General features: G+C 43.7%; 7 protein-coding genes. 3 read left to right on the top strand and 4 right to left on the bottom strand.

Annotated features, from left to right (window positions below; translation table 11 throughout):
• Window positions 1-169 precede the first annotated feature (169 nt).
• Window positions 170-2,086 carry a replicative DNA helicase gene (gene dnaB, locus M595_RS15050; RefSeq protein WP_023067146.1) on the top strand — a complete coding sequence of 639 codons (1,917 nt, stop codon included), beginning with the start codon at window positions 170-172 and terminating at the stop codon, window positions 2,084-2,086.
• Window positions 2,087-2,163: 77 nt separating this feature from the next.
• On the opposite strand, the gene M595_RS15045 is transcribed toward dnaB, so the two are convergent.
• The gene (locus M595_RS15045; protein ID WP_040484154.1) at window positions 2,164-2,727 is read right to left on the bottom strand and encodes an FKBP-type peptidyl-prolyl cis-trans isomerase; all 564 of its coding nucleotides are present in this window, start codon (window positions 2,725-2,727) and stop codon (window positions 2,164-2,166) included.
• 63 nt (window positions 2,728-2,790) lie between these two features.
• Entirely contained in the window at window positions 2,791-3,120 is a 330-nt protein-coding gene (locus M595_RS15040) for a phasin family protein (RefSeq protein WP_039895268.1), read from the bottom strand.
• 141 nt (window positions 3,121-3,261) lie between these two features.
• Here M595_RS15040 and M595_RS15035 point away from each other — a divergent pair, with 141 nt between their 5' ends.
• Window positions 3,262-3,621, top strand: a complete 360-nt coding sequence (locus tag M595_RS15035) for a zinc ribbon domain-containing protein (protein ID WP_023067159.1) — start codon at window positions 3,262-3,264, stop codon at window positions 3,619-3,621.
• A 94-nt stretch (window positions 3,622-3,715) separates the two neighbouring features.
• Here M595_RS15035 and rppB read toward each other — a convergent pair whose 3' ends face one another.
• Entirely contained in the window at window positions 3,716-5,119 is a 1,404-nt protein-coding gene (gene rppB / locus M595_RS15030) for a two-component system sensor histidine kinase RppB (RefSeq protein WP_023067126.1), read from the bottom strand.
• Between the two features lie 63 nt (window positions 5,120-5,182).
• On the bottom strand, window positions 5,183-5,881 hold the full coding sequence (gene rppA, locus M595_RS15025) for a two-component system response regulator RppA (protein ID WP_023067170.1): 699 nt from the start codon (window positions 5,879-5,881) through the stop codon (window positions 5,183-5,185).
• Window positions 5,882-6,015: 134 nt separating this feature from the next.
• On the opposite strand from rppA, the gene M595_RS15020 reads away from it, so the two are divergent.
• Window positions 6,016-6,675 carry a permuted SH3 domain-containing protein gene (locus M595_RS15020; protein ID WP_023067130.1) on the top strand — a complete coding sequence of 220 codons (660 nt, stop codon included), beginning with the start codon at window positions 6,016-6,018 and terminating at the stop codon, window positions 6,673-6,675.
• Window positions 6,676-6,739 lie beyond the last annotated feature (64 nt).

Raw genomic sequence — 6,739 nt, 5'->3', positions numbered from 1 at the left:
TTCACGTTGTTCCGAGTTAGGATAAGCCGTTATCAGTATCAATTGATGACGACTCATCACGCCGGAGTTGCTTTTGGGTAAACTTAAACTGAGAGCGCAATTGTAAACAGACGTTCTCTGTGAGCGTCTGAAACTACTGATAACGGGTTGTTTTTATTGATTCTGAACTATGAAAAATCGATCTAACTTTCAACTCCCTAGCGATCGCTTACCTCCCCAAAATATTGAAGCAGAGGAGGCGATTTTAGGGGGGATATTACTCGATCCCGAAGCCATTAGTCGAGTCGCTGAATTGTTAGATCCGAGTTGTTTTACTATTCTTGCCCATCAAGCGATTTATCGCACAACGCTAAATTTACATTTACAAGGAAAACCAACTGATCTAATGACTGTTACCACTTGGCTTGCTGATCACAATCAGTTAGAAGAAGTGGGCGGACAAATGAAGCTAGCACAACTGGTTGATCGAACTGTTTCTGCGGTGAATATCGATCAATATGCTTTGTTGGTGATTGAAAAAGCCATGCGCCGCAATTTGATTAAAGCCGGACATGAAACGATTGATTTGGGTTATGATACAACGGTTGATATTGAAGAAGTCTTAGATCAGGCTGAACAACAAATTTTTAATATTACTCAAGTTCGTCCGCAACAAAATTTAGTTTCAATTGCTGAGACGCTGATTAATACATTTCAGGATATCGAAGATCGTCACGAAGGTGTTGCCCTTCCGGGTTTAAATTGTGATTTTTATGATTTGGATGCGATGACGGGCGGGTTTCAGCGCTCTGATTTGATTATTGTTGCGGGTCGTCCTTCGATGGGAAAAACGGCACTTTGTACGAATATTTCCTATAGTATTGCTAAAATTCATAAGTTACCTGTGGCGATTTTTAGCTTAGAAATGTCGAAGGAACAGTTAGTTCAAAGACTGCTTTCTAGTGAGGCAAAAATTGAAAGTAATCGCCTACGTTCTGGGCGAATTAGTCAGAGTGAATGGGAACCGTTAACAATCGCAATTGGGACGTTATCAGAATTACCTGTTTTTATTGATGATACCCCTAATATTACTGTTACAGAAATGCGTTCTAAGGTACGCCGTTTACAAGCAGAACAGGGCGGCGCAATGGGGTTAGTTTTAATTGATTATTTGCAACTAATGGAGGGTGGGAGCGATAATCGGGTACAAGAATTGTCTCGAATTACGCGATCGCTCAAAGGGTTAGCGAGGGAATTAAATGTTCCGGTAATTGCCCTTTCACAGTTGAGTCGGAGCGTTGAATCTCGGACAAATAAACGCCCGATGATGTCTGATTTGAGGGAATCTGGTTGTTTAACAGGTGATAGCTTAATCACATTAGCAGATACCGGATTACAAGTACCAATTAAAGAATTAGTAGGGAAATCAGGCTTTTCAGTTTCGGCCTTAAATACAAAAACCATGAAGCTAGAAACAGCAATTGTTAGTAATGCTTTTTCTACAGGAACTAAGCCAGTTTTTAGATTAACAACTCGTTTGGGTCGTACTATTCAAGCCACAGGAAATCATCAATTTTTAACCGTTCACGGTTGGCAACGTTTAGATGAGTTAAGTTGTGGTTGTCCGATTGCTGTACCCAAATGTTTAGCGAGTTATGATTTACAATTGATGAGTGATGCTGAGTTAGGTTTTCTAGATGAACGAACCGGAAAATTAGCTCAAGTTGTTAAATCAAAAACAGTAGCCTTGCTTGCAAATCGTGATATTTATTGGGATGAAATTGTTGCAATTGAACCCATTGGAGAAACAGAAGTCTATGATTTAACCGTTTCGGGGTTACATAATTTTATTGCTAATAATATCATTGTGCATAATTCCATTGAACAAGACGCCGATTTAGTGATTATGTTGTATCGAGACGATTATTATAACCCGGATTCACCCGATCGCGGAATTGCTGAAGTGATTATTACCAAACACCGTAACGGGCCGACCGGAACCATTAAATTACTCTTTGATCCTCAGTTTACCAAATTCCGAAATCTAGCAGGAGGCGATCGCTATTTTCCGGCGGCTCAATCTAATCCCCTTCCCCCGGCTCATTAGGATTAGACCAAGAGAGGAGGAAATGAGGTCAGGGGTTTGATCTCCCGATCTCCTCATTCCCAAAAGCAGAAAAGCGATTATTTGATATCCAACAATTCCACATCAAAAAGCAAAGTGGCATTCGGAGGAATGACGCCACCAGCGCCACGAGCGCCATAACCCAAATCAGAAGGGATAACCAGTTTACGTTGTCCGCCGACTTGCATCGAACCAACCCCTTCATCCCAACCTTTGATCACTTGACCGACACCAATTTTAAATGAAAACGGCTGACCGCGATCGCGAGAACTGTCAAATTTTGTGCCATCTTCTAAAGTTCCAGTGTAGTGAACTACAACCGTTTGACCTTTTTGAGGAGAGGCACCATCTCCTACTTTGACGTCTTCATACTGTAAACCGGAGTCAGTTGTCACCATCTTTTCTTCACTATCCATATTTTGAGCTAAAGTGACATTGGCTTTGGAAGCAATGCCTTGGGTTAACAGAGGATTACTCGAAGTTTTCACCTCTGGAGTAGAAGTCTGTTGAGTCGTTTGGATATTTGATGCTGTTGCTTCTTGTTCGGTGGTCGTCACTTGAGCAACCAACAAAGCGAAAGCACAAACAATAACAATACCCAGGCTAACTAATATTTCTCTCACGGTTAACTTTCCTCAGTCTGCATCAGAACCAACCCGTTTCTTACTTTACCGCGTTGCGAGTCCCTAACGCCAGAGACGATTTTCTAAATCCCGAATTTGACGTTCTAAACGATCGAGGCGTCCCCGCAACTCATCGAGTTCAGTCTGACGGGGAACCCCCACATCTTGCATGACATTTCGCATTTGTCGCTGAAGCAGTTCCTCAAAATTTCCTTGTTCAAGCTTGAGTCGCTGCATCATATCATCCATAAAGACGCTCGCTTGTTCTGGGTTGAGGGTGCCATCTTTAACCCACTGATCGGTGACTTCTTGGAGTTTCTCCGCAACCAGGGAGGTGGTTCCAATACCGAGCATCAGGAGTTGCTTGAGTATGTTGTTGCTATTATTGTCCATTGTCTTAGATTGAGGTTTCGCTAAAATGGTCTAGTTAGAGTAAAACAATTAAACTCAACACTTTGATTTATCCTGGCTTACATTCTATCTATTGTGCGATCTTTCGCTCTGATCTTCTCCAACACCAATATTTTATTCAAAATGCCAGAATGTCCCCGTTGTCATCAACCCGTTGATTCTCAAGCGATCGCTTGTCCCCATTGTAAGTTTCAGCTTAAGGCTTTTGGTCATCCCGGTATCCCGTTGCATCGAGCGACTCAAGAGACTTATCTTTGTAGCAGTTGTCTCTACCATGAGGATGATACTTGCAATTTTCCTCAACGTCCCTATGCCAAAGAATGCACTTTGTACCATGATCGTTCTGAACCAATTTTACCGCCTCCCCCGGTCAAATCTTCTCCTCAAGGGTTAGGGGCAATCAAATATTGGGTACAAAACAATGGGGTTTGGTTAGTCTTGTTGGGTTTATTAGCGGTGAGTTTATTGTTATCTATTTTATAAATTTAGAATCTAACTCACTCTACGGTTCAATCTCAAAAATGCAGCCGATAAAGTTCAACAATCTTGTTATATAGCCTCCAACAAAAGGGAAAATTCAATATTGTTTTCTCTGTTGTTTTCTCTCCCAAGAAAATGCTGAAAAAGAATGAGTAGCCAACTGTAGCGTAAAGGTACTACCCCGATAAACTTGGCTTTCAACGCTCAACTGTGCCTTGTGAACTTGGGCGATCGCCTTGACAATTGCTAATCCCAAACCGGTTCCCCCCGTTTGGCGGGAGCGATCGCTATCAACCCGATAAAACCGCTCAAAAATGCGAGTTTGTTCGCCGGGTGGAATCCCGATTCCAGTATCTTTTACCGCGATAATTGCCGTTAAATCATACTGTTTTAAATCAATCCTAACCGCTCCACCCGAGGGAGTATATTGAATCCCATTCGCAATCAAATTAGAGACCAATCGATAAAGTTGCTGTTCGTTTCCGAGAACATAAATTAGATGTTCAGGAATCGAACTATAAAGCTGAATATCCGAGGCGAGCGCCAGTTCTAAAAATTCTTCTGATAAGTCGCCAACCAAGTCGTTAAGACAACAAACTTGAAACGGTTTTGAAGCGGTATTTTGTTCGAGGCTGCTGAGTAATAATAAATCCGAAATTAAATTGCTCAAACGCCTTCCTTGGCGCTCGATAGTATCCAACATCATATTAATATTTTGCAGGTCGGACGGCGGAACCCGCAAGAGCGCTTCTACCGTTGCCAAAAGGCTGGCGAGGGGCGATCGCAATTCGTGGGCGGCATTGGCTGTAAACTGTTGCTGCTGCTGATAAGATTGATAAATTGGCTGCATTGCCAACCCGGAAAGCCACCAGCTAGAAGCCGCAACCAAACCCAATGCAATGGGAAACCAGATCGCCAAAATTAAGTTAATTCTTCTCGTTTCTGCGTCAAAAGATGCCAGGGTTCGCCCAATTTGTAGATAACCCCAGGACATCGAATTATTCTTGGCAAAATTAACATCCGCCCCGTGTAGAATTGTGGTAAATTGGCGGTAACGTGCGCCATCTGCTGCCCGAATGGTTTGCCAGGATGTCGAATTTAAACGGTTGGAAATTTGGGCGGGTTGATTGGGCGAAAACGCCAAAAGTTTTCCCCGATAATCAAATAATCGAATATAATAGGTACTGCGATCGCTAATCCCGATTGTATGTCGCTGAATTAAACTCTGGCTCACATTACAAGATTGCCTAGATAGACACAATTCCGGAAAAATTTGCTGTAAAATAACAACCGGATCGCCAGAAGCGGGTAAAAGGGGTTCAAGACTATCATGGAGAGTTCCGGCAATTGATTCAATTTCCCGTTCTAAAGCATTCCAATTCGACTGAATTAACGCCCGATACATACCCAACCCGGACAGACTTAAAATAACTCCCATCACAACCGCATACCAAAGCGCCAACCTGATCCGACTGCGGCGAAAAAGTTTGTGAGTATTCATAATAGGCAAAAGGCAAAAGGCAAAAGCATAAAGTCCTGTACCTCAGCAGTATGATAAGTGCTATTATTCAATTAATGACGTATTAAATCGATAACCCTGACCGGGAATCGTTTCAATCGGACAATCGCACCCGTAACTGGCTAATTTGCGTCTCAATAACCGCATTTGTGCCGCGACAACATTACTGATCGGTTCTTCGTTGAGATCCCAAAGTTGATGGCGAATTTTGCTTCCGGGAATAATGCGATCGCGATTTTGCATTAAATAAGCCAGAATTTGAAACTCCTTAACCGTTAGCGGAATAGTTTGATAGGGTTCTTTTCGCCCAATACACAGGGCATTATTGCCATAATCGAGGCTAAAGGTGCCAATAGTTAGCGAAGGCGGTTGCAACTGGGGCGATCGCCTTTGAAGCGCCCGCAACCGGGCCAGCAATTCCTCCATCACAAACGGTTTAACGAGGTAATCATCCGCCCCCGCATCCAGCCCTTTAACCCGGTTTTCCGGCTGTCCGAGCGCCGTCAACATCAATATCGGCAAAGGATTTTGATGCACTCTCAAACGCTGACACAACTCCAACCCGGACAAACCCGGAAGCAACCAGTCAAAGATCGCCACAGTGTAATCAGTCCACTGACTTTCCAAATAGTACCAGGCTTGAGTGCCATCAGTAACCCAATCAACCACATATTTTTCACTAACTAAGACTTGTTTAACTGCCAGTCCCAAATCGGTTTCATCTTCTGCCAACAAAATTCGCATTATCCCAAACAAACCCTCACGAGCTAAATTTTATCGAACAGTCTTCGATTTCACCCGAATTTCATCCCGCCTCTGGCAAACTGGGGAAAATTCTGATTCGGTTGCACAGTTTTGTGAATTTGTGAGGAGGCAGTATGAAAACTATCGCTATTATTAGTTCTATTCTGACTGTGGGTTTGGCAGTGAGTACCCCTAACCTTGTGCTGGCCCACGTCGGACACGGAGATGAATTTCAAGCCGAAGGCGGGATCGAACGGGTCCAAGTTAATCCCGAAACCGATTCAATGTTGGGGATTGTTGTCACCCCCATCGAACAAGCTACAACCGATGGAAATGGGGTGATGGTTCCCGCAACGGCATTAGTTGACTCGGATGGCAAACAGCTTGTTTTTGTGCTGTACGAAAATTTCTATGAACCGGTTCCCGTGACGACCGGCGCCAGCGAAGGCGAATTAATTGAAGTTACCGAAGGATTATCCGTTGGGGAACAGCTTGTTACTCAGGGGAGTTTGTCCCTTTATGCCGAATCCCGCAAAACCCAAACTGTTGATGTAGCAGCTAGTCCAGAGCCGATCAATCAACAAACCGATGAGACACCCGCCCCGGAAATAACCGAAATTGAGGAGATTTCTGATGAGGAGATTTCTGATAACGTTGCCTTGCAGTCTGGCGAAACCACTCAAGAATCAGGCGGGTTCCCAATGGGAATTTTAGCAGCATTGGGCGGAGGAGTAGCACTTGTGGTTGGAGCATTCGCTGTTATAGGGAACCGCAACAAAAAAGGCGACCTTTAAAACAACCAGAAAACCCTGGGGTGCAAGCGTTGCGCCCCTACGTGTTTGCCTATTCCCCTGAATT

The organism is Lyngbya aestuarii BL J (assembly GCF_000478195.2).
GTDB classification, from domain to species: Bacteria; Cyanobacteriota; Cyanobacteriia; order Cyanobacteriales; family Microcoleaceae; genus Capilliphycus; species Capilliphycus aestuarii.
The sequence above is the reverse complement of the archived record's forward strand: the minus strand, read 5'-3'. Positions and strand labels throughout refer to the sequence as shown.